This is a genomic window from Azospirillum thermophilum, assembly GCF_003130795.1.
GTDB lineage: Bacteria > Pseudomonadota > Alphaproteobacteria > Azospirillales > Azospirillaceae > Azospirillum > Azospirillum thermophilum.
This window is the reverse complement of sequence record NZ_CP029358.1, coordinates 1-20,163: the sequence shown is the minus strand read 5'-3', so window position 1 is coordinate 20,163 and position 20,163 is coordinate 1. Positions and strand designations below refer to the sequence as shown.

General features: G+C 71.4%; 18 protein-coding genes. 9 read left to right on the top strand and 9 right to left on the bottom strand.

Annotated elements, in window-relative coordinates; all coding sequences use genetic code 11:
• Positions 1–93: 93 nt before the first annotated feature.
• Positions 94–1,989, bottom strand: coding sequence for a hypothetical protein (locus DEW08_RS27885; protein ID WP_109333566.1), 1,896 nt, complete (start codon positions 1,987–1,989; stop codon positions 94–96).
• A 316-nt stretch (positions 1,990–2,305) separates the two neighbouring features.
• On the opposite strand from DEW08_RS27885, the gene DEW08_RS27880 reads away from it, so the two are divergent.
• Complete coding sequence (locus DEW08_RS27880) at positions 2,306–2,746, top strand: hypothetical protein (RefSeq protein ID WP_109333564.1); 441 nt, start codon at positions 2,306–2,308, stop codon at positions 2,744–2,746.
• 22 nt (positions 2,747–2,768) lie between these two features.
• Here DEW08_RS27880 and DEW08_RS27875 read toward each other — a convergent pair whose 3' ends face one another.
• The 6 genes from DEW08_RS27875 to DEW08_RS27850 form a co-directional block, all read right to left on the bottom strand.
• Positions 2,769–3,470 (bottom strand): ABC transporter ATP-binding protein, encoded by a 702-nt coding sequence (locus DEW08_RS27875; protein ID WP_109333562.1) that lies wholly within the window; start codon positions 3,468–3,470, stop codon positions 2,769–2,771.
• On the bottom strand, positions 3,470–4,246 hold the full coding sequence (locus DEW08_RS27870; protein WP_109333560.1) for an ABC transporter ATP-binding protein: 777 nt from the start codon (positions 4,244–4,246) through the stop codon (positions 3,470–3,472). Before DEW08_RS27870 ends, DEW08_RS27875 begins: the two co-directional genes overlap by 1 nt.
• Positions 4,243–5,241, bottom strand: coding sequence for a branched-chain amino acid ABC transporter permease (locus DEW08_RS27865; RefSeq protein WP_109333558.1), 999 nt, complete (start codon positions 5,239–5,241; stop codon positions 4,243–4,245). The genes DEW08_RS27870 and DEW08_RS27865 overlap by 4 nt, the downstream gene beginning before the upstream one ends.
• A 34-nt stretch (positions 5,242–5,275) precedes the next feature.
• Positions 5,276–6,190, bottom strand: coding sequence for a branched-chain amino acid ABC transporter permease (locus DEW08_RS27860; RefSeq protein WP_109333556.1), 915 nt, complete (start codon positions 6,188–6,190; stop codon positions 5,276–5,278).
• 7 nt (positions 6,191–6,197) lie between these two features.
• Positions 6,198–7,379: an ABC transporter substrate-binding protein gene (locus tag DEW08_RS27855; RefSeq protein WP_109333554.1), complete on the bottom strand. Its 1,182-nt coding sequence runs from the start codon at positions 7,377–7,379 to the stop codon at positions 6,198–6,200.
• A gap of 504 nt (positions 7,380–7,883) precedes the next feature.
• Positions 7,884–8,489, bottom strand: a complete 606-nt coding sequence (locus tag DEW08_RS27850) for a MarR family winged helix-turn-helix transcriptional regulator (RefSeq protein WP_109333551.1) — start codon at positions 8,487–8,489, stop codon at positions 7,884–7,886.
• A gap of 441 nt (positions 8,490–8,930) precedes the next feature.
• Here DEW08_RS27850 and DEW08_RS27845 point away from each other — a divergent pair, with 441 nt between their 5' ends.
• From DEW08_RS27845 to DEW08_RS27820, 6 genes are all read left to right on the top strand, one after another.
• Complete coding sequence (locus DEW08_RS27845; RefSeq protein ID WP_109333549.1) at positions 8,931–10,016, top strand: NAD/NADP-dependent octopine/nopaline dehydrogenase family protein; 1,086 nt, start codon at positions 8,931–8,933, stop codon at positions 10,014–10,016.
• A gap of 2 nt (positions 10,017–10,018) precedes the next feature.
• Positions 10,019–11,044 carry a 3-hydroxybutyryl-CoA dehydrogenase gene (locus tag DEW08_RS27840; protein ID WP_109333547.1) on the top strand — a complete coding sequence of 342 codons (1,026 nt, stop codon included), beginning with the start codon at positions 10,019–10,021 and terminating at the stop codon, positions 11,042–11,044.
• Positions 11,045–11,147: 103 nt separating this feature from the next.
• Positions 11,148–12,194 carry a TRAP transporter substrate-binding protein DctP gene (gene dctP, locus DEW08_RS27835; RefSeq protein ID WP_109333545.1) on the top strand — a complete coding sequence of 349 codons (1,047 nt, stop codon included), beginning with the start codon at positions 11,148–11,150 and terminating at the stop codon, positions 12,192–12,194.
• 66 nt (positions 12,195–12,260) lie between these two features.
• Positions 12,261–12,815, top strand: coding sequence for a TRAP transporter small permease (locus DEW08_RS27830; protein ID WP_168220544.1), 555 nt, complete (start codon positions 12,261–12,263; stop codon positions 12,813–12,815).
• Positions 12,815–14,128: a TRAP transporter large permease gene (locus DEW08_RS27825; protein WP_109334120.1), complete on the top strand. Its 1,314-nt coding sequence runs from the start codon at positions 12,815–12,817 to the stop codon at positions 14,126–14,128. Before DEW08_RS27830 ends, DEW08_RS27825 begins: the two co-directional genes overlap by 1 nt.
• 17 nt (positions 14,129–14,145) lie before the next feature.
• A complete protein-coding gene (locus tag DEW08_RS27820) occupies positions 14,146–14,676 on the top strand; it encodes a MarR family winged helix-turn-helix transcriptional regulator (protein ID WP_168220543.1) in 531 nt (176 codons plus the stop codon).
• Between the two features lie 15 nt (positions 14,677–14,691).
• Here the strand turns inward: DEW08_RS27820 and DEW08_RS27815 are convergent, their stop codons facing one another.
• Positions 14,692–16,689, bottom strand: coding sequence for a methyl-accepting chemotaxis protein (locus tag DEW08_RS27815; protein WP_168220542.1), 1,998 nt, complete (start codon positions 16,687–16,689; stop codon positions 14,692–14,694).
• Positions 16,690–16,913: 224 nt separating this feature from the next.
• Positions 16,914–18,083 carry an ABC transporter substrate-binding protein gene (locus DEW08_RS27810; protein ID WP_109333536.1) on the bottom strand — a complete coding sequence of 390 codons (1,170 nt, stop codon included), beginning with the start codon at positions 18,081–18,083 and terminating at the stop codon, positions 16,914–16,916.
• Between the two features lie 227 nt (positions 18,084–18,310).
• On the opposite strand from DEW08_RS27810, the gene DEW08_RS27805 reads away from it, so the two are divergent.
• Positions 18,311–19,369 (top strand): branched-chain amino acid ABC transporter permease, encoded by a 1,059-nt coding sequence (locus DEW08_RS27805; protein WP_109333534.1) that lies wholly within the window; start codon positions 18,311–18,313, stop codon positions 19,367–19,369.
• A partial coding sequence (locus tag DEW08_RS27800; RefSeq protein WP_146214778.1) for a branched-chain amino acid ABC transporter permease occupies positions 19,366–20,163 on the top strand: 798 nt, incomplete at its 3' end. The genes DEW08_RS27805 and DEW08_RS27800, both read left to right, overlap by 4 nt.

Below are 20,163 nucleotides of genomic sequence, written 5' to 3'. Positions count from 1 at the left end.
ACCCCTGACGCAGAACGAAAAACCCCCGCTGCACCGCATTGTGCAGCAAAAACGCTCTGCACAATTGCACAGCCGGGGGCGCTGCGGCGGGGGTCAGCCGGTCTGGGCGCGGGCGGGGGTGGCGGCGGACTGCAGCAGGGTCCGCCAGGCGCGCAGGGCCAGCAGGGTGGAGTTGCGGTCCGGCCGCTGGTAGGCGGAGAAGCGGCGGTCGCGGACCTGGGCGCGGACGGTCGTCCAGGCGGCCTCCCAGTCGATGGTGCCGTGGGTCAGCAGCCGCTCCTCGATGGTGTGCAGCAGGGCCTGGTTGATCTGCGAGGTGCCGATGTTGCTGGTCGCCAGAACCAGCGCGTCCGGCGCCTGGTCCAGCGTGGCGCGCAGCCGCTGGTGGCCGCCGCAGGAGCCCCAGAAGACCAGCGCGGTGCCGGGGCCGATCTCCGGCATCGTCTCGTCCTCGTGATAGCTGTGGCCGCGGTGGATGACGATGCTGGGGGCGCGGCCCTGCTCCGCCAGCCAGGCGCGCACCGCCTTGCGGCCCTCCTCGCCGGCCCAGGGGATGTCGGCGGCGATGACGATGCGGCGGCCCCGCCGCTCGGGGCTGCTGACCAGGACGAAGCCCGGCCGCTCCTCGACGGTCCAGCCGGCGCCGCGGTGCAGCGAGAGGAAGCGGCGGAAGGTCGCCCGGCCGTCCGGGTCGTCGTAGAAGGTCATGCGCTGCAGGTTGACGCCGCCGCTGAACAGCCGCTCCTCCGCCAGGGTCGGGACGGCGGGGATCGGCAGCGGGTCGCCGGTCAGCGGCGACGCCAGCAGCACGGCGGCGGGGGAGGGCGCGGGCCGGCCGGCATGCTGCTGGGCATGGCGCTGGGCATGGAGCCCGGCGGCGAGCGCCACCGTCGCCGTCACCGACGGGCTGCGCGGGGCGGCGGACTGCTCGGCCATCGCGGCGGCCAGGGCGGCGCGGGCGTCCTCGGATCGCGCCTCCATGGCGTCGGCCAGGGCGGCGGCGATGATCGGCGGGTCGGGCGCCCGCTCGGCCGCCAGCAGGGCGCGCACGCTCTCCGCCGCCAGCCGGCGCGGGTCGCCGGCCGCGGGGCCGAACAGCGTGTCGGCCCGGCCGCCGGCCACCGCCGCGACGAAGAAGTCTGCCCACAGCGGCGCCGTCTCCGGCTCGCCGGCCAGGGCGAGGAAGCTGCGGCGCTGCCGCTTCAGCTTGGCCTCCAGCACGTCGAGGATGCCGTCGAAGGAGGAGGTGTAGAGCTGCGGGCCGATGCGGGCGACGATCTGGTAGAGATGCTCGGCCGGCAGGGCGGCGACGATGCGGAAGCGGTCGGTGGAGGGGTCCTCGTCCATGCCGTCGACCAGCGCGCCGATGCGGGCGGCGAAGGTGACGGGATCGCGGGCGAAGGCGGCGGTCAGCGCGTCGCCGGCCCGGATCTCCAGCAGGCGGAAGGCCTGCGGCGGCAGCAGCCTGCGCAGCTCGTGCCGGGTCTCGAAGAAGGGCAGGCCGCTGTCGAGCGCGCGGGCCAGCAGCTCCGGCCGCAGCGCCGCCGCGACCACCGCGCCGCCGCCGGGGCGGCGGAAGAGCTGGTCGGCCGCCCCCACCGCGTCATAGGGCGACTGCGGGGCGGCCTCGCGCAGGGCGGCGGTGGCGGCGGGGCCGGGGAACAGGGCGGCGCAGCGGAACCCCTCCTCCGGCCGCTCGCGCAGGAGCTGGACGAACCCCTCGTCCCCGGCGGCGAGCGCGGTCAGGGCGGCCGGCCCGGCGGCCTCGCCGTCGCCGCAGACCGGCCGTCCGGCGGCGTCCAGCCCCGACAGCGGCGAGCGGGGCGGCGGCTCGGCGAGCCGGGACAGGGGGGGCCGATGCTGGGCGGTCCGGTGCTGGGCAACGCCACGCGACGCCGGGGCGACCTGTGCTGCACCGGCCGGGGCCGCCGACTGGGCGTGGGCGACGCCGCTCCAGCCCGCCAGGGCCAGGGCCGCCGCCGCGGCCACGGGAAGTAGAACGGGCCGGAGGCGGGGCCGCGGAGGAGGGTAGGCATGCCGGGAGTCGGTCGCAGGGCTGTCGTCTCGTGTAAAGCGCTTTATCAGTCCTGCAACCGCCGCCCGTCAATGCCGGTGCTTCTCTTCGCCGCGACGCCGGCTGCAGGGCGGGGGAATCGCCGGGACGGCAACCTGTCTTTGCACGAGTACAACCAGTACTCCTGCAGCCCGCGCCGGCCGCCGCGGCGGGCGGGCCGGGCTTAAAAGCGGCCTTAAACCCCGGGGTTTATCGTCGGAGGTCGACCGCCACCTGACGGAGCAGCTTCCGATGAGCGCCACCACGATCGCCGAGGTCGCCGGACCCGTGGCCACCCGCCAGTCCATCCCGGCGGCGCAGCCCGCGACGCCGGCCGTCAGCGATGCCGCTGCCGCCGCCGGCACCGCGAACCCGGCCACCGCCGTGGCGGCGGTGGAGGACGGCAGCTCCTCCAACGGGGCGAGCAACAGGAGCGACCCGCAGGCCGCCCGCCGCAAGGCGGAGGAGAACCTGAAGGCGGCCCGCGTCCGGCTGAAGGCCGCCGAGACGATGCTGAAGGCGGCGGAGGCCAAGCTGGCCGCCGACGACATGGCCTCGGCCGCCAAGGACGTCGTCACCGCCGACCGGGTCGACGTGCAGATGAAGAAGACGGAGGTCGAGGAGGCCAAGGAGGCGGTCCGCAAGGCGGAGGCGGAACTGGCCGCCACCCCCTACGCCGACCACAGCCTGTGACCGCCGGCCTGCGGGACCGGCGTCACACCCCGAGATAGCGTTCCTTCAGGCCGGGATCGGCCAGCAGGTCGGCGGAGCGTCCGGTCCAGACCAGCCGGCCCTTCTCGATGACGTGGTGGCGGTCGGCCAGCTTGGCCAGCGCCGCCACCGTCTTGTCGACCACCAGGATGGCCTGCCCCTCCGCCTTCAGCCGGGCGAGGCAGCGCCAGATCTCGGCGCGGACCAGGGGGGCCAGCCCCTCCGTCGCCTCGTCCAGGATCAGAAGCTTGGGGTTGGTCATCAGGGCCCGGCCGATGGCCAGCATCTGCTGCTCGCCGCCGGACAGGGTGCGGGCGAGGTTGCCGGCCCGCTCCTGCAGCCGGGGGAACAGGGCGTAGACCCGTTCCACCGTCCAGGGGTCGCGGCGGCCGTGCCGGTTGGCCGCGGTGGCGACGAGGTTCTCGCGCACCGTCAGGGTCGGGAAGACCTGCCGCCCCTCCGGCACCAGGGCGATGCCGGTGCGGGCGATGCGGTGGGGCGGCAGCCCGGCGAGGTCCTGCCCGTCGAAGCGGATGCTCCCGCCCGACGGCCGGACGAGGCCGAGCAGCGAGCGGATGGTGGTCGTCTTGCCCATGCCGTTGCGGCCCATCAGGGTGGCGACCTCGCCGGCGCCGACCGCCAGCTCCATGCCGAACAGCACCTGGCTCTGCCCGTAGGCGGCGGTGAGGTTGGAGACCTGCAGCATCACGCCACCTCCAGGCTGTGGTCGTCCAGCTCGTCGCCGAGATAGGCCTCCCGCACCGCCGGATCCCGGCGGATCTGGTCCGGCGTGCCGCTCGCCAGATCCTTGCCGCGGACCAGGACGGTGATGCGGTCGGCCAGGGCGAAGACCGCGTCCATGTCGTGCTCCACCAGCAGGATGGTGACGCCGCCCTTCAGCTCGGCCAGCAGCTCGACCATGCGGTGCGACTCCTCGGGGCCCATGCCGGCCATCGGCTCGTCGAGCAGGAGCAGCCGCGGCCCGGTCGCCAGCGCCATGGCCAGCTCGAGCTGCCGCTTCTCGCCATGGGCGAGCGCGGAGGCCGGCGTGGCGGCGCGGGCACCCAGCCCGACCCGCTCCAGCACGGCGCGGGCCGGCCCGGCCAGCCGCGGGTCCCGCCCGGCGTCCCGCCAGAAGCGGAAGCTGTGCCCGGCATGGGCCTGGACCGCCAGGGCGACATTGTCCAGCGCCGTGAAGCTGGGGAAGATCGAGGTGATCTGGAAGCTGCGGGCCAACCCGCGCAGCGACCGCTTGAAGGGCGGCAGCCGGGTGACGTCCCGGCCGTCGAACAGGATGCGCCCCTCGCTCGGCGTCAGCTCTCCCGAAAGCTGGGCGATCAGGGTGCTCTTGCCGGCGCCGTTGGGGCCGATCAGCGCGTGCAGCTCCCCCTCCGCCACCGACAGCGAGAGCCCGTCGGTGGCGGTCAGGCCGCCGAAGCGCTTGACGAGGGCATGGGTTTCCAGAAGCGGCCGGCTGGTCATGATGCGCGGCTCCCGGCCAGCAGGCCCCACAGGCCCTTGCGGGCGAACAGCACCAGCAGGAGGAGCACCGGCCCCAGCACGATCTTCCAGTGCTCGCCGAGCCCGGCATGGGCGAGGTCCATCACCTCCGGCACGAACTCCTCCAGCAGAAGCAGGGCCGCCGCCCCCAGCACCGGCCCGATCAGCGTGCCCATGCCGCCCAGCACCACCATCACGATCAGGTCGCCCGACCGGCTCCAGTGCAGGTACTGCGGCCCGATGAACAGGGTGGCGTTGGCCAGCAGCGCCCCCGCCAGGCCGGCCAGCATCCCGGAGAGGACGAAGGCGGCCAGCTTGTAGCGGGTGACGGGGAAGCCCAGGGCGCCCATCCGCCGCTCGTTGTCCTTGGCGCCGCGGATGACCCGCCCGAAGCGGGAGTTGACCAGCCGCCAGCCCAGGACCAGCGCCGCCAGCAGCAGCGCCAGCGTGACGTAGTAGAAGCTGGTGTGGTCGGCGAGGTTCGGCCCCGCCGGCAGGGTGGAGCGGCTCCACAGCGCGATGCCGTCGTCGCCGCCGTAGGCCTTCAGCCCGGTCATCAGGTAGAACAGCATCTGGGCGAAGGCGAGCGTGATCATGATGAAGGGCACGCCCGTGGTGCGCAGCGAGATGGCGCCGATCGGCAGCGCCGCCAGCCCGCCCACCAGCATCGCCAGCGGCCAGACGACCAGCGCGTTGGTCGTGCCGGGCAGCCCGAACAGGGTCGAGCCGTCCGCCTGATGGGCGAACAGGATGCCGACGACATAGCCGCCGATCCCGACGAAGGCGGCGTGGCCGAAGCTGACCATCCCGCCGAAGCCGAGGATGAGGTCTAGGCTGACGGCGGCGAGCGCGAAGACCAGGATGCGGGTGGCGAGCCGGATGTAGAAGGGCTCGCCCGCCCACTCCGCCAGGGTCGGCAGGGCGAGGGCCGCGGCCAGCAGCAGGATCAGGATGAGGCGGGAACGGGTCAGGGCCATGGTCGTCGCCTGAGGGGAAGGGGAGGGGGCGGGCTCAGCCCGCCGGGAACAGGCCGCGCGGCCGCACCGCCAGCACCAGCGCCATCAGCACGTAGATCGCCATGGAGGCCGCGGCGGCCCCCGCGGCGTTGGCGCTGGCCGCGTCGAGGACGAGCCGGAAGCCGGCGGGCAGCAGGGCGCGTCCCACCGTGTCGACGATGCCGACCAGCAGCGCCCCGGCAAGCGCGCCGCGGATCGACCCGATGCCGCCGATGACGATGACGACGAAGGTCAGGATCAGCACCTGCTCCCCCATGCCGACCTGCACCGCCAGCACCGGTCCGGCCATCGCCCCGGCCAGCCCGGCCAGCCCGCAGCCGAGCGCGAAGACCAGCCCGAACAGCAGCCGGACGTCGACCCCCAGCGCCATCACCATCTCGCGGTTGGTGGCGCCGGCCCGGATCAGCATGCCGACCCGCGTGCGGGTGATCAGCAGCCACAGGAAGGCGGCCACCGCGATGCCGACGCCGAGGATGGCGAGCCGGAAGGCCGGATACTTCAGCCCCCACAGGTCCACCGTCCCGGCCAGCGCCGCCGGCGGGTTGAGGAAGATCGGCACCGGCCCGAACAGGATCTTCACCAGCTCGTTGAAGAAGAGGATCAGGCCGAAGGTGGCCAGCACCTGGTCCAGATGGTCGCGGCGGTAGAGGGTGCGCAGCGCCACCGCCTCCACCACCAGCCCCAGCAGGGCGGTCAGCAGCACCGCCGCCGCCAGCGCGGGGAGGAAGCCGCCCAGCACCGGTACCAGCGCCGCCGTCAGATACGCCCCCACCATGTAGAAGGAGCCGTGCGCGAGGTTGATCAGGTCCATGATGCCGAAGACGAGCGTCAGCCCGGCCGCCATCAGGAACAGCATCACGCCGAGCTGGAGCCCGTTCAGCCCCTGTTCGACCAGCAGAAGCGTATCCATGTTCCGCTTACTTCAGTCCGCAGTCCTTGGCGTAGGCATCGGCATGGTCGGTGAAGACCGTGCCGGCGAGCCTGTTGGTCACGGCGCCGTCCGGCCCCTTCACCACCTCGCGCAGGTAGATGGTCTGGATGGGGAAGTTGTTGGTGTTGAACCTGACCGGGGCGCCGCGCAGGCCGTCGAACCTGGCGGTCTTGAAGGCGGCGCGCAGCTTCTCCTTGTCCTTGACGGCGCCGCCGGTGGCCTTCACCGCCGCGTCGATCAGCAGGGCGGCGTCATAGCCCTGGGCGGCGTACATGGAGGGCAGCCGGTTGAACTTCGCCTTGAAGTCGGCGACGAATCGCTTGTTGGGGGCGTTGTCGAGGTCCGGGCTCCACTGCGCGGAGTTCTTGGCGCCCAGCGCCGCGTCGCCGACCGCGGCCAGGATGTCCTGGTCGAAGGAGAAGCCCGGGCCGAACAGCGGCACCGATCCCTTCAGCCCGGCCTGCTCGTACTGCTTGATGAAGTTGATGCCCATGCCGCCGGGATAGAAGGCGAAGACGGCGTCCGGCGCCGCCGCCTTGAGCTGCGCCAGCTCCGCCGCATAGTCGAGCTGCCCGACCTGGGTGTAGACCTCGCCCGCCACGTCGCCCTTGTAGAAGCGCTTGAAGCCGGCCAGCGAGTCCTTGCCGGCCGGGTAGTTGGGGGCCAGCAGATAGACCTTCTTGAAGCCGGCGTCCTGGACATGCTTGCCCATCGCCTCGTGGATCGTGTCGTTCTGGTAGGCGACGTTGAAGAACCACGGATTGCACTGCGAGCCGGCGAGCTGCGAGGGGCCGGCGTTGGGGCTGACGAAGACGGTCTGCCCGCCGGCCAGCGTCGGCATCATGGCGAGCGCCAGGTTCGACCAGACCACGCCGGTCACGACGTTGACGCGGTCGCGCTCCACCATGCGGTTGGCGAGGCCGACGGCGACGTCCGGCTTCTGCTGGTCGTCCGCCTCGACCACCGTGGTCTCCTGTCCGCCGAGCTTGCCGCCGAGATGCTCCAGCGCCAGCGCGAACCCGTCGCGGATGTCGATCCCGAGGCCGGCGCCCGGTCCCGACAGGGTGGTGATCATGCCGACCTTGACCGGCTCCGCCGCCGCCGGGGCGGCGAGCAGGGCGAGCGCAGGGGCCACGATCGGTGCGAGGGCCAGCAGCGAACGGGTCATGACGGGGAAGCCTCCGGATTTATGGTTATGGAAGCATGATCTTAAGCGGAACCGCGGCCCGGTTGGAATCCCGGCCTTGGGCTGGCGATCACCATCGGTCGCGGCGCGTTCGCCAGTGATTGAATTGGATAAATTTGAATACTAAACAATCTGCATCGTCAAGTATCACGAGGGGTGTCCTGAGGGGGCGGCGGCGCGGGGCGTGCCGCCCGGCCGGGGGTGCCGGCAGGGCCCGATTGTGCGCGTTGTGCGGCGTTCATTTGGCGCACAATGCGAAAACCGCTATTTTGTCGTTCCGGAACAACGACTTGGTGCGTTGCTTCGCACACGAACATTGTGCGCCCGTTGCACAACGGACAGGAGGCCGGTGGACGGGAGGGCCGGCGGGCGGAAGGATCGGCAGGGCGGTGGCGTTGATGCGCGAAGAGTAGCGGCCGGACCGGACCGGGGCAAGCCCGCCCGGAAAACCAGGCGGTGCCGGCCTGCTTCGTCCCCCGGCCCGTCCTACTCGGTGATCTTGTCCAGCCGGTGCTTGAGGTCGCCCAGCCCGTCCAGCAGGGCGGTCTTGGTCTCCGGATCGAGGTCGGAGAGCAGGCCGACCAGCCAGCCCTCATGCTCCCGCGCCATGGCGAGGAAGCGGTCGCGGCCGAGCGGCGTCAGGCTGATGATGTTGGTGCGGCGATCCTGGGGATGGGCCTCGCGCGAGACGAGCCCGTCCTCGACCAGCCGGTCCACCAGGCTGGTGGTGGCGCCGTTGGTCACCATCATGCGGCGCGAGACCTCGGTCATCGTCAGACCCTCGCCGGCGCGTTCGAGCTGGGCGAGCAGGTCGAAGCGGGCCAGCGACAGGCCGAAGGCCTTGTTCAGCCGGCTCTGCAGGATCGATTCGATGCGGTTGGCGCAGAACAGCAGGCGAAGCCACAGCCGGATCTCGGCATGATCGGCCCGCCCCGGCCGCGTTGCCCGGCCCTGCGACGGCGAGGGATCGGCGGGCGGCTCGGCAATGGTCGCCTCCGGCGGACCGGCGAGCACCGGTTGCGGCGCCTGCCGGGCGAGCTGGGGATTGCGCGCCGTCGGCGCGCGTCGGGGGCTGGTGGCTTTCGAACCCATGGAAGATCCTCGATGCGAACAGGCCCTGTGGCGACGGGTTGCGGACGAGGCGCCGGCCTCGGATCCAGTCCCTTCTGAACGGCCCACTCCTTTATTCGGTCATTGTCATTCTTTGAAGCTGAAAAGTCGAGAGTTCAACGAATTGTGGTGGAAGATCCACCAAAAGCCATCAACTTACCACCGATGATATAGGTTGCCGTGCCCGCATACCGTTCGGGCAACCGACGGAGGCGGCAACTTGTGGAGGCAGCGTCCCGGGCGCCGGCCCGAGGTCGACTCACTGCGGCCGGCCGGCACCGCCCGTCCATTCTACATATCACCTCTAAAAAGTTGACGGCTAAAATATCTGCGGTACGCTACATATGCAGATGCACTTGCATATGCAAATGACATCCTTCCTTCGACCCGCATCGAAGCCAGATGGCCGCAGAGGAGAATCTCATGGAAATCGCGGTTCTGGGGGGTGGGAACGGCTGCTACGCGGCAGCGGCGGCCTTGTCGGAGCGCGGCCATGCCGTCCGCTTCTGGCGCCGCGACGCGGCGGCACTCCGTCCCGTGCTCGACAGCCAGTCCATCCGCATCAGGGATCACAGGGGCGAACGCGCGGTCGCCATCGCGCGGCCCACCACCGACATCGGCGAGGCGGTGCGCGGGGCGGAGCTGATCGTCGTTCCGACCCCGGCCTTCGCCCAGGCCGACATCGCCGCGGCGATGGCCCCGCATCTGTCCGACGGGCAGGTGGTCTTCCTGCCGCCGGGAACCTTCGGCAGCGTCGTCATGGCGAAGCGCCTGCGCGAGCTGGACTGCGTGGCGAAGGTCGCTTTCGCGGAAACCGGCACGCTGCCCTGGCTGGTGCGCAAGCACGGCGACGCTGCGGTCGCCATCAGCGCCACCGCCACCCGTCTGCCGACCGGCGTCTTTCCGGCGAGCGCCACCGACCACGCGCTGGAGGTCATCGGCCGCGCCTTCCCCGGCGCCGTCGAGCGGTGCGAGGATGCGCTGTCCGGCGCCCTGATGAATGCCGGGCCGGTCATCCACCCGCCGCTGATCCTGATGAATGCCGGCCCGATCGAGCATTTCGAGCGGTGGGACATCCACAACGAGGGCACCCAGCCGAGCATCCGCCGGGTGACGGACCAGCTCGACGCCGAACGGGTGGCGATCCGCGAGGCGCTGGGCTACCGGGCGCCGCACTTCCCGCTGGCCGACCATTACGCCAGCGAAGGGCCGGAATGGATGTACGGCCGCACCGGCCATGAAAAGCTGGTCGATTCCGGCGACTGGCGCGAGCGGCTGGACCTGAAGGCCCACCGCTACATGCTGGAGGATGTCGGCCACGGTCTCGCCTTCCTGGTGTCGGTCGGCGAATGGGCGGGCGTCCCGTGCCCGGTGGCGGCGGGGCTGCTCGCCATCGGCTCGGCGGTCGCCGGCCGCGACTTCCGGCGGACCGGCCGCACGCTCGGCACGCTCGGCCTCGACGGGCTCGACCGCGCCGGCATGGCGCGGCTCCTGGCGCAGGGGCTGTGAGGATGGGCGCGCGGGAGAGCGTCCCGGACGGCGGACCGTCCCCTGCCGGCACGGGGAAAGAGGTGATCGCCTGCGTCGGAGCGGGACGCATGGGGGCGGGCATCGCCCACGTCTTCGCCTATGCCGGCCATCCCGTCCGGCTGATCGACGCCAAGCCGAGGCCGGAGGAGGAGTTCCGCCGGCTGGCGGCGGAGACCCTGGCGGGGATCGCCGACGGGCTGCGCGCGCTGTCGGAATTCGGGCTGCTGGACGAGGACGACATCGCCCGCATCCTGCCGCGCATCACGATCCTGCCGCGCGGCCGGGTCGCGGAGGGGCTGGCCGATGCCCGCTTCGTCTTCGAGGGGGTGCCGGAGGTGCTGGAGGCCAAGCGCGAGGCCTTCGCGCTGATCGGCGCCCATGCGGCGGCCGACGCGGTGGTGGCGTCCACCACCTCCACCTTCCTCGCCACGACGCTGGCCGGGATGATCGCGCGGCCGGAGCGCTACCTGAACGCCCACTGGCTGAACCCGGCCTATCTGGTGCCGCTGGTCGAGCTGAGCCCGGCGCCGGCGACGGGGGAGGACGCCATCCGGGCGCTGGAGGGGCTGCTGGAGGCGGTCGGCAAGGTGCCGGTGCGCTGCGCCGCCTCCCCCGGCTACATCGTGCCGCGGCTGCAGGCGCTGTGCATGAACGAAGCCGCCCGCATGGTGGAGGAGGGGGTGGCGACGGCCGAGGACATCGACCGCGCCGTGCGGGTCGGCTTCGGCTTCCGCTTCGCCGTGCTCGGGCTGCTGGAGTTCATCGACTGGGGCGGCGGCGACATCCTCTATTACGCCAGCCGCTATCTGGTGGAGGCGACGGGGCAGGAGCGCTTCGCCTCGCCGGCGATCGTCGGGCGCAACATGGCCGAAGGGAACATCGGCCTGAAGACCGGCCGCGGATTCTACGATTTCTCGACCATGGACGTGCCGGCCTACCGCAAGGAGCGGCTGGGCCGGTTCCTGGCGCTGCTGCGGCACGGCGGGATGGCGCGGCCCCCGGCCTGAGACCGCCCCGGCTTGCCGGGAACAGGGGAACTGACGGCTCCGGCGCCGTTGGGGCGCCGACCTTCCGCCCGGCCGGGCGGACAATGATAAGGGAGGTTTTCCAATGGATCTGGAGCATGAGCACGCAACGCCGGCCCGCGGCCGGCGGGGACGGATCGAGACGGCGCGGCGCGTCCTCGCCGCGGCGGCGGCCGTCCTGCTGGCGGCCGGCCTGGCGGCGCGCCCGGCGACGGCGGAGGAGACGCTGCGCGCCGTCACCGCCTTCGCCAAGCCGGTGGCCTTCACCCAGTCCTTCCTGCGCTTCGTGGACAAGGTGAACACGGCGGGCAAGGGGGTGGTGAAGATCACCGTCATGGGCGGACCGGAGGTCATCCCGCCGGCCCAGCAGGCGGAGTCGATCCGCCGCGGCGTGGTGGACATGCAGTACGGGCCGGGCACCTACTATCTCTCCGACGTGCCGGAGGTCGACGCCTTCGTCGGCAGCACCGTCACGCCGGAGGAGGCGCGCAGGTCCGGCGGCCTGAAGATCATGCAGGACGTCTACCGGAAGAAGCTGGGCGCCCATCTGCTCGGCCATTTCGACGCCGGCATCAATTTCTACATCTTCACCATCAAGGAACCCAGGCGAACGCCGGACGGCGGGGTGGACCTGTCGGGGATGCGGCTGCGCAGCCAGCCGATCTACCGCGAGCTGTTCACCGCGCTGAACGCGCTCTCCGTCTCGATCCCGGCGCCGGACGTCTATACCGGGCTGGAGCGCGGCATCGTCGAGGGGGTGGGCTGGCCGCTGGTCGGCGTCACCGACCTGTCCTGGGACCGCTACCTGAAGTACCGGATCGAGCCGGGCTTCTTCCAGGGCGACCTGGTCGCCATCGTCAACCAGAAGAAGTGGGACAGCCTCTCGCCCCAGGCGCGAGAGATCCTGGAGAAGGCGGCCACCGAGCATGAGGCGGAATCGCGCACCGCGATGGCGGAGCTGGGAGCCGCCACCGACCGGAAGATCCAGGCCGCCGGCTTGAAGGTGGTGACGCTGGAGGGGACCGCCGGCGAAGCCTTCCGCCGGCAGGCCTTCGAGACCGCCTGGTCCCGGCTGAAGGCGAGCAATTCCCCCGACTACGACGCGCTGCGCAAGGCCTACTACGCGAAGTAGGGAGGCGGGAGGGGGCGCGGGACGCTCGCGCCCCCGATGGACAACCCGGACGGAGGGACCTCCCCGATGGGGTACACGACGATGTCGCATCGCGAGGGCGTGAGGCCGCGCATCCGGGCGGCGGCGCCCGTTCTGCGGCTGTATGACGGGATGATCCATGGCCTCGCCGTGCTGGGCGCCCTGTGCCTGGCCGGCGTGGTGCTGGTGATCCCCGTCGATGTGGTCATGCGCAACGCCGGGCTGCGGCCCATGCTGTGGGTGAGCGCCGGCGTCGAATACGCCATGCTGGTCTCGGCGGCCTGCGCCGGACCCTGGCTGGTGCGGGTCCGCGGCCATGTCGCGGTCGATTCCTTCGTCACCATGCTGCCGCGCGCGCCGCGGCGGGCGGTGGAGGTGCTGGTGCAGCTCCTCGCGGTCGGGGTCGGGGCGCTGCTGTCCTGGCGGGCCGGGCTGATCGCGCTGGAGCAGTACGGGCGCGGGGCGGTGGACATCCGGGCGGTCGACATTCCCGGCTGGATTTCCTACGCCAGCCTGTCGGTCTGCTTCGGGCTGGTGGCGCTGGAGTTCCTGCGGCTCCTGCTGCGCGGCGAGGGCCATGGCGGGACGGGAGGCACGGCATGATGGCCTGGACCGCGGCGTCGGCCATGATGGCCGGCGGCATCATGGCGCTGATGGCGCTCGGCACGCCGATCTTCATCGCCTTCCTCGCCGTCAACCTGCTGGGGGTGGTGGTGTTCATGGGCGGTATGGCCGGCGTCGACCAGCTGATCGCCAACGCCACCGACAGCCTGACCACCTTCACCCTGGCGCCCGTGCCGCTGTTCCTGGTGATGGGGGAGCTGTTCTTCCACACCGGGCTGGCCATGCGGGTGTTCGACGCGCTGGACAAGTGCCTGGGCGGGGTGCGGGGCCGGCTGTCCTATCTGACGGTGGCCGGCGGCACGCTGTTCGCCACCCTGTCGGGCTCCTCGCTCGCCAACACGGCGATGCTGGGCAGCCTGATGGAGCCGGAGATGCGCAAGCGGGGCTACAAGCCCCACATGATCACCGGGCCGATCGTCGGCATCGGCGGGCTCGCCATGATCATCCCGCCGTCGACGCTCGCGGTTCTGCTGGGCAGCATCGGGCGGATCGACGTCGGCGCCCTGCTGATCGCCGGCATGGTCCCCGGCCTGCTGCTGGCCGTCTTCTACCTGCTGCTGATCCGGGTGCAGGTCGCGCTCGATCCCGACGCCGCTCCCGGCTATGTGGCGGAGCGGGCGGGCTGGGGCGAGGCCCTGCGGGCGCTGGCGGTCAACGTGCTGCCGATGGGGCTGGTGGTCTTCTCGGTCATCGGGCTGATGCTGCTGGGCTGGGCGACACCGACGGAATCCGCCGCCTTCGGCGCCCTGTCGGTGGTGGTTCTGGCCGCCCTCTACCGGGTGCTGAGCTGGAAGGTCGTCGTCGCCTCGCTGAAGGGGACGCTGCAGGTGACGGGAATGATGTTCCTGATCATCCTGGGATCCTCGACCTTCAGCCAGCTCCTCGCCTTCTCGGGCGCCACCTCGGGGCTGATCGGCTGGGCGACCGGGTTCGAGGTCAGCGGCCATGTCATGCTGCTGATCATGCTGCTGGTGCTGATCCTGCTCGGCATGTTCATGGACCAGCTTTCCATGATGATGCTGACGCTGCCGATCTTCATGCCGCTGATCGCCGCCTACGGCTTCGATCCCGTCTGGTTCGGCGTCGTCATGCTGCTGGCGCTGGAGCTGGGGCTGGCGACGCCGCCCTTCGGCATGCAGCTCTTCATCATGGTGGGGGTCAGCCCGCCGGGGACCCGGCTGGGCGACGTCGCGCGGGCCTGCACGCCCTATATCCTGTGTACGCTGGTCATGATCTTTCTCCTTGCCCTTTTCCCGGATCTGGCGCTGATGCTGCCGCGGGCGATGTCGTGAGGATGGAACGCGCAACCATGCCGAAGAGCGCGGCAGCGGTCCCGGCGGAGCCGGCGGCGAACGAATCGGGCAGGGACGGGGAGACGGCGGGCTTCGACCCCGCCGGGCCCGACCCTGCCGGCTTCGATCTGGAGGGCTTCCTTCCCTACCAGCTCAACCGGCTGGTCGGGCTGCTGAACGCCGACTATCAGCGCATGCTGCACCGGCGCAAGATGACCCTGAACCACTGGCGCGTGCTGGCCGCCCTGCAGCTGCGCGAGCCGATGATGGCGGGGGAGCTGGCGCGCATCGCGGTGGTGGACCAGACCACCCTGTCGCGCCTGCTGGTCCGCATGGAGGAGAACGGGCTGATCGTCCGCCGCAGCCGGCCGGACGACGCCCGCTTCCTCGACGTCACCCTGACCGACCGCGGGCGCGAGGAGTTCCGCAACCTGCGGGCCATCGCGCTGCGCGAGTACGGGCGGCTGTTCGACGGCATGGCGGAGGAGGACCGCGACCGGCTCTCCGCCCTGGTCGCGACGGCGATCCGCCACCTGGAGCGGGAGTAGCGGCGGCCCCCCGGATCAGTCGGCCGCCAGCCGCCGGTCCTGCCCGGCGGCGGCGCGGATCGCCCGCAGCGCGTCGTCGACCGAGCGGCGCAGAGCCTCGGCCTGCTGGGAGAGCTGCTTGCCGGAGGCGAGCACGTCGGCGGTGGCGGTCTCCGCCTCCTGCACGGCGGTGGAGACGGTGGCGATGTTGCGCGAGACGTCGCGGGTACCGTCGGCCGCCTGCCCGACGTTGCGGGCGATCTCGCGGGTCGCCGCCCCCTGCTCCTCCACCGCACCGGCGATGGTGGTGGCGACCTCGTTCATCGTGGCGATGGTGCGGCCGACGTCGGCGATGGCGCCGGCGGCCTCCTGCGTGGCGGCCTGGACGGCGTCGATCTGGCGGGTGATCTCCTCCGTCGCCTGGGCGGTCTGGTTGGCGAGGCTCTTCACCTCGGTCGCCACCACGGCGAAGCCCTTGCCGGCCTCCCCGGCGCGCGCCGCCTCGATGGTGGCGTTGAGCGCCAGAAGGTTGGTCTGGCTGGCGATGGAGTTGATGAGGCCGACGATCTCGCCGATCTTCTGCACCGCCTGGACGAGCGCCTGGATGCGCTGGTTGGCGTGGTCGGCCTCGCCCACCGCGGTGGTGGCGATCCCGGAGGACTGGGACACCTGGCGGGAGATCTCGCCGATGGAGGCGGAGAGCTCGGTCGTCGCGGCGGAGACGGTCTGGACGTTGCCCGACGCCAGTTCCGCCGCTTCGGCGACGGCGCTGGCGCCGTCGGTCGCCAGCCCCACCGTGCGGGCCATGCCCTCGGCCGTCGCGACCATCTGGGTCGAGGCCGAGGCCAGCCCCTCCACCACCTGTCCGACCCGGCTCTGCAGATCGTCGGCGATCCGCCGCATGGCCGCCTCCCGCTCCGTTTCGGCGCGGCGGCGCACCTCCTCCTGGTCGTCGCGCAGGCTGCGGTTCTCCTGCGCCTGCGTCTTGAAGACGGCGACCGCCCTGGCCATCTCGCCCACCTCGTCGCGCCGCGCGGTGCCGGGAATGTCGAGCGCGAGGTCGCCCTCGGCCAGCCGGTGCATCCGCCCGGTCATGGCGATCAGCGGGTTGCTGATCGAGCGCGCCATCAGCCAGGCCAGCGCCAGCCCGGCGGCGAGCACCGCCCCGGCGATGGCGAGGGCGGTGTTGCGCGCCTGCGTATAGCTGGCCGCGAACTCGCTGGTGTCGATGATGATCTCGGCCACCGCCGCCGGCCGGCCGGAATAGTCGGCGACCGCGGAGATCAGCGAGGTGTGCGGCGCCCCGTCCAGCACGGCGCGGCGGATCTGCGGCTGGCCCGCCAGGGCGGCCCGCCGTGCCGCGTCGTCGGCGATCTGCGGGTCGTGGGTGGCCGCCAGCTTCTTGAAGGTGCCGTCGGCCTGCTCGATGAAGACGGCGGCGTCGGCGCCGTAGCGCGTCTTGAACTCGTCGACGAAGGACTGGCTGAACTCCATGCCGAACTCGACGGTCCCGATGTGCCGGCCGGCCAGGGCCACCGGCACCACCGACCGGACGCCCAGCCCGCCGACCCCCTTCTCCAGCCCGACCACCGGTTTCCGGGTGCCGTTGGCCTCGACCACGGTCTTGCGGAAGGAGGAGAGGTCGTCGCCGAACTTGGCCGGCATGTGCAGCCGCAGGAAGGAGGTGGCCGGCGGCGTGTGGAACTGGAACTGCTCGACCCCGTAGCCGGTCTTGAGCGCCTTGAAGGGCTCCGCGAACAGGGCGGCCAGCCCGTCGCGGTCGCCGGCGGCGACCCGGTCGGCCACCCCCGGCGTCGCGGCGACGAAGGCGGCGAGGGCGCTGCCGGAGCCGGCGCGCATCGCGGTCACCGCGTTGAAGGCGTGCAGGTAGCCCTGCAGCTCGCGCTCCTCCGCCCGCTCGGTGGCGCGCGAGAGGTTGCCGAGCATCACCGGGACCAGAACCCCCACCGCCAGCAGAAGCAGCGTCGCGAAGGCGAGCGTGACCCTGGTCCTGATGGAAAGACTGCCGAGCATGGAATCCTCCGTCCGCGACATCGTCCGCATCGGCGGACAGCGGCCCGCCGAAACCGGGAGGCGTCACGATCCATCCTGCGCCGGCAGGGTAGAGGAGGATTTGCTGATTAGTCGTGACCGCCCTGCAGCCGACGCCCGCGACGGATGGTCGCCGGACCGGCGGTTGAAAAACCCCATTTGCCGGAGGGGATGAAGACACCCTCCGGCAATGGGGCGGCAACCGGCTACTGCAGCAGCTTCCAGTTGCCCTTCTCCAGCTTGACGACGACGCGGGAGCGCTCGTCGGTGCCGTAGCGGCTGTCGGGGGTGAAGCTGTAGACCCCGTGGGTGCCGACGAGGTCCCTGGTGGAGTTGATGGCGTCGTGCAGGGCGACGCGGAACTCCGGCGTGCCGGGCTGGGCCTTGCCGATGGCGCGCCCGGCGGCGTCGGCCAGGATCAGCCACGCGTCGAAGGAATAGGCGGCGAAGGCGTCGGCCGGGGCTCCGGGGCTGGTCTTGGCCATCGCCTCGCGGAAGGCGAGGCCGATCTTCTTCATCGGGTTGTCGTCGGGAAGCTGCTCGGCCACCACCACCGGGCCGGTCGGGGCGATCAGCCCTTCCACCGCGGCGCCGCCGACCCGCACGAAGTCGGGGTTGATCAGGGCGTGGGTGCCGTAGATCGGACCCTTCCAGCCGCGTTCCGCCAGGGCGCGATAGGCGAGCGCGCCCGGCGCGCCGGAGCCGCCGCCCAGCACCACGTCCGGCCGCGCCGCCACCACCTTCAGCGCCTGGGCGGTGGCGGAGCTGTCGGCGCGGGCATAGCGCTCGTTGGTCAGCACCTTGATGCCGGCCTTCTCGCCCGCCTGGTTCATGGCGTTGTAGACGAGGTCGCCCCAGGCGTCGGAGAAGCCGATGTAGCCGACCGTCTTCACGCCGTTCTTCTTCATGTGCTCCGCGATGGCGGAGATCATCAGCGGCGCCTCCTGCGGCACGGTCACCATCCAGGCGCCGTCCTCGCCGGACAGGTTGGCGTTGGCGATGGAGATCAGCGGGGTCTTCGTCTCCCGCGCGACGGCGGCCATGGCGAGCGAGGAGGGCGAGCCGGCGGAGCCGATCAGCACGTCGACCTTCTCCTCCTCCACCAGCTTGCGGGCGTTCTTGGAGGCGGTCGAGGGGTCCGAGGCGTCGTCGAGCGTGATCACCCGCACCTTCTGCCCGGCGATCTCCGGCATGTAGGCGACCGCCGCCTGGATGCCCCGGGCATAGGGAATGCCGAGCGAGGAGACCGGCCCGGACTGGGCGGTGACGAAGCCGACCGTGATGTCCGCGAGCGCCGGACCGGCCGTGATCGAGACGAGGCTGCCCATCAGCGCTCCGACCAGGGCGGAACGCGCGATCTTATCGTTCTTCTGCATGAAGTCCTCCGCTGCCGCTGGGCCGGGGCATTTTCCCCTTGCCCGCAAAAACATTTTAAACATAGAATATTGAAGCTTGCAACACTCGGACGGCCGGGTGTTCCGGGCATCCGGCGCCCCAAGATCCCCGGGACATCTCCCGCCGGCACGGCCGGACGGAAGGGACGGGCGGACCCCCAGCCAACCGCGGGGCCGCAGGCGCAGCCGGTAACGGCGGAGGCGACACTATGAGCTTCGACATCGCGCTCATCCTCGGCGTCGACGGCATTGCCAACGGCGCGATCTATCTGCTTGCGGGCCTCGGGCTCGTCCTGATCTTCTCGGTCACCCGCGTGGTCTTCGTCCCCTTCGGCGACATCGCCGCCTTCGCGGCGCTGACGCTGGCCGCCTTCCAGATCGGACAGGTGCCGGGGACGGTCTATCTCGTCGCGGTGCTGGCCCTGCTGGCCTGCCTGATGGAGTCGGCGACCCTGCTGATGCGGGGGGAGGGGCGGGCGATCCCGCGCACCCTGCTGCTCTTCGGGCTGCTGCCCCTGATCCCCTGCGCGCTCGCCTATGGGTTCGGCGCCGCGCCGCTGCCCGAGCCGGCGCGCATCGCGCTCGCCCTGGCGCTGGTGCTGCCGATCGGGCCGCTGCTCGACCGCATCGTCTTCCGCAAGGTGGCGGACGCCTCGACGCTGGTGCTGCTGATCGTGGCGCTGGCGCTGCATTTCGCGCTGACCGGGCTCGGCCTGATCTTCTTCGGGCCGGAGGGCTTCCGCACGACGCCGCTGGTGGATGCGGTGTTCGACCTCGGCGGCGGTCTGGTGGTGACCGGGCAGGTCCTGCTGATGCTGCTGATGGCGGCGCTGCTCAGCCTGTTCTTCTTCCTGTTCTTCGAGCGGTCGATCACCGGCAAGGCGCTGCGCGCCACGGCGGTCAACCGGGTGGGCGCGCGGCTGGTCGGCATCCGGCCGGAGCGGACGGGCGCCACCGCCTACCTGATCGCCTCGGGCCTTGCCGGGGTGGCCGGCATCCTGATCGGGCCGATCACCACGATCTCCTACGATTCGGGCTTCATCATCGGGCTGAAGGCATTCGTCGGCGCCATCATCGGCGGGCTGGTCAGCTATCCGATGACGGCCTTCGGCGCGCTGTTCGTCGGCGTGCTGGAGAGCTTCGCCTCCTTCTTCTCCAGCTCGCTGAAGGAGGTGGTGGTGTTCAGCATCCTCATCCCGGTGCTGATGTGGCGGTCGCTGCGGCTGGCCCATGGCGGCGACGATGAAGCCGAGGTGATCGACGCATGACGCGCTCTCCCAATTTCTCCGCCGGGCCCTATTTCCTCATCGGGCTGGGCTTCGCGGGCCTCGTCCTGGTCCTGCCCTTCGTCCTGCCGCTCTTCGCGGTGACGCTGATGAACTACATCGGCATCTCGGCGCTGGTGGCGCTGGGGCTGGTGCTGATGACCGGTATCGGCGGCATGACCTCCTTCGGGCAGGCGGCCTTCGTCGGCATCGCCGCCTACGCCACCGGCTGGGTCACCACGGCGGGCGGCCTGTCGCCCTGGGTCGGGCTGCTGCTGGCGCTGGTGCTGACCGGCCTCGCCGCGACGGCCATCGGGGCGCTGACCCTGCGGCTGGGCGGCCATTTCCTGCCGCTGAGCACCATCGCCTGGGGCATCTCGATCTTCTACCTGTTCGGCAACATCGAGGCGCTGGGCAGCCACACCGGCCTGTCCGGCATCCCGCCGGTGACGCTGGGCGGCCTGTCCTTCCTGGACGCCCGCGCCATGTACGGACTCGTCTGGGTCTGCGTCCTCGGCGCCATGCTGTTCACCGTCAACCTGCTGGACAGCCGCGAGGGCCGGGCGATCCGCACGCTGTGCGGCGGCGCGCAGCTCATGGCGAGCGTCGGCATGAACGCCTTCCGCACCCGGCTGAAGGTCTTCGTCGCGGCGGCGCTGATGGCGGCGCTGGCGGGATGGCTCTACGCCCACATGACCCGCTTCATCAGCCCGGCCCCCTTCGAGATCAAGCCGTCCATCGAGTATCTGCTGATGGCGATGACCGGCGGCGCGCGCTACGTCATGGGGGCGGTGGTC

Bases quoted from the DNA above. Each gene is read 5' to 3' on its own strand.
- DEW08_RS27880 (WP_109333564.1), top strand. From the start codon at position 2,306: ATGAGCGCCACCACGATCGCCGAGGTCGCCGGACCCGTGGCCACCCGC.
- DEW08_RS27875 (WP_109333562.1), bottom strand. From the start codon at position 3,470: ATGCTGCAGGTCTCCAACCTCACCGCCGCCTACGGGCAGAGCCAGGTG.
- DEW08_RS27870 (WP_109333560.1), bottom strand. From the start codon at position 4,246: ATGACCAGCCGGCCGCTTCTGGAAACCCATGCCCTCGTCAAGCGCTTC.
- DEW08_RS27865 (WP_109333558.1), bottom strand. From the start codon at position 5,241: ATGGCCCTGACCCGTTCCCGCCTCATCCTGATCCTGCTGCTGGCCGCG.
- DEW08_RS27860 (WP_109333556.1), bottom strand. From the start codon at position 6,190: ATGGATACGCTTCTGCTGGTCGAACAGGGGCTGAACGGGCTCCAGCTC.
- DEW08_RS27855 (WP_109333554.1), bottom strand. From the start codon at position 7,379: ATGACCCGTTCGCTGCTGGCCCTCGCACCGATCGTGGCCCCTGCGCTC.
- DEW08_RS27850 (WP_109333551.1), bottom strand. From the start codon at position 8,489: ATGGGTTCGAAAGCCACCAGCCCCCGACGCGCGCCGACGGCGCGCAAT.
- DEW08_RS27845 (WP_109333549.1), top strand. From the start codon at position 8,931: ATGGAAATCGCGGTTCTGGGGGGTGGGAACGGCTGCTACGCGGCAGCG.
- DEW08_RS27840 (WP_109333547.1), top strand. From the start codon at position 10,019: ATGGGCGCGCGGGAGAGCGTCCCGGACGGCGGACCGTCCCCTGCCGGC.
- dctP (WP_109333545.1), top strand. From the start codon at position 11,148: ATGGATCTGGAGCATGAGCACGCAACGCCGGCCCGCGGCCGGCGGGGA.
- DEW08_RS27830 (WP_168220544.1), top strand. From the start codon at position 12,261: ATGGGGTACACGACGATGTCGCATCGCGAGGGCGTGAGGCCGCGCATC.
- DEW08_RS27825 (WP_109334120.1), top strand. From the start codon at position 12,815: ATGGCCTGGACCGCGGCGTCGGCCATGATGGCCGGCGGCATCATGGCG.
- DEW08_RS27820 (WP_168220543.1), top strand. From the start codon at position 14,146: ATGCCGAAGAGCGCGGCAGCGGTCCCGGCGGAGCCGGCGGCGAACGAA.
- DEW08_RS27815 (WP_168220542.1), bottom strand. From the start codon at position 16,689: ATGCTCGGCAGTCTTTCCATCAGGACCAGGGTCACGCTCGCCTTCGCG.
- DEW08_RS27810 (WP_109333536.1), bottom strand. From the start codon at position 18,083: ATGCAGAAGAACGATAAGATCGCGCGTTCCGCCCTGGTCGGAGCGCTG.
- DEW08_RS27805 (WP_109333534.1), top strand. From the start codon at position 18,311: ATGAGCTTCGACATCGCGCTCATCCTCGGCGTCGACGGCATTGCCAAC.